Below are 539 nucleotides of genomic sequence, written 5' to 3'. Positions count from 1 at the left end.
GCCGGGTCCGCCGATTCTCTGTCCATGAGTGACACACCGGTCAAGCAGCAGAGCACGGCCGCGTTCTACGGCCAGGCCGTCGCCTCCTTCGCGGTCGCCATGGCGGCCACCGCCCTCGGCATCTTCCGGCTCCACGCCGACGCCTGGGTGCGCGGCTTCCTGGCGATCGCCGTCCTCTACCTCGTCACCTCCGCCTTCACCCTGGCCAAGGTCGTCCGGGACCGGCAGGAGGCCGGGCAGCTGGTGAGCCGCGTCGATCAGGCCCGCCTGGAGAAGCTGCTCGCCGACCACGACCCCTTCGAAAAGCTCTGAGCGGTCACGCTAAGCGATCGCTCACCGTCGGCGGTATGGTGGTCCTCCTGTCACGAGAGGGGCGAGCGAGCGATGAGTACGGCGCAGGAGACGACCGGCGGCGAAGTGGAGCCGTGGGAAGAGGTCACCCCTGACGCGGCCCGGCGGCTGCTCGTCGCCGCCGTGGAGGCCTTCGCCGAGCGTGGCTACCACGCGACGACGACCCGGGACATCGCGGGCCGTGCCGG

2 protein-coding genes are annotated in these 539 nt (G+C 70.9%); both read left to right on the top strand.

All coding sequences use genetic code 11. From position 1 onward, the window contains the following. The first annotated feature begins 24 nt into the window (after positions 1-24). Positions 25-312, top strand: coding sequence for a YiaA/YiaB family inner membrane protein (locus IE312_RS32490; RefSeq protein ID WP_189985836.1), 288 nt, complete (start codon positions 25-27; stop codon positions 310-312). Between the two features lie 72 nt (positions 313-384). Continuing rightward, positions 385-539 (top strand): TetR family transcriptional regulator (locus tag IE312_RS42840; RefSeq protein ID WP_229900703.1); only part of this gene is annotated, 155 nt, incomplete at its 3' end.

This window comes from Streptomyces capoamus (assembly GCF_014654935.1).
In the GTDB taxonomy this organism is placed as follows: Bacteria; Actinomycetota; Actinomycetes; order Streptomycetales; family Streptomycetaceae; genus Streptomyces; species Streptomyces capoamus.
This window is presented reverse-complemented; position numbering and strand designations above follow the sequence as displayed.

What these genes read in the sequence shown, in the direction of transcription:
- IE312_RS32490 (WP_189985836.1), top strand. Translation starts at nt 25, where the DNA reads ATGAGTGACACACCGGTCAAGCAGCAGAGCACGGCCGCGTTCTACGGC.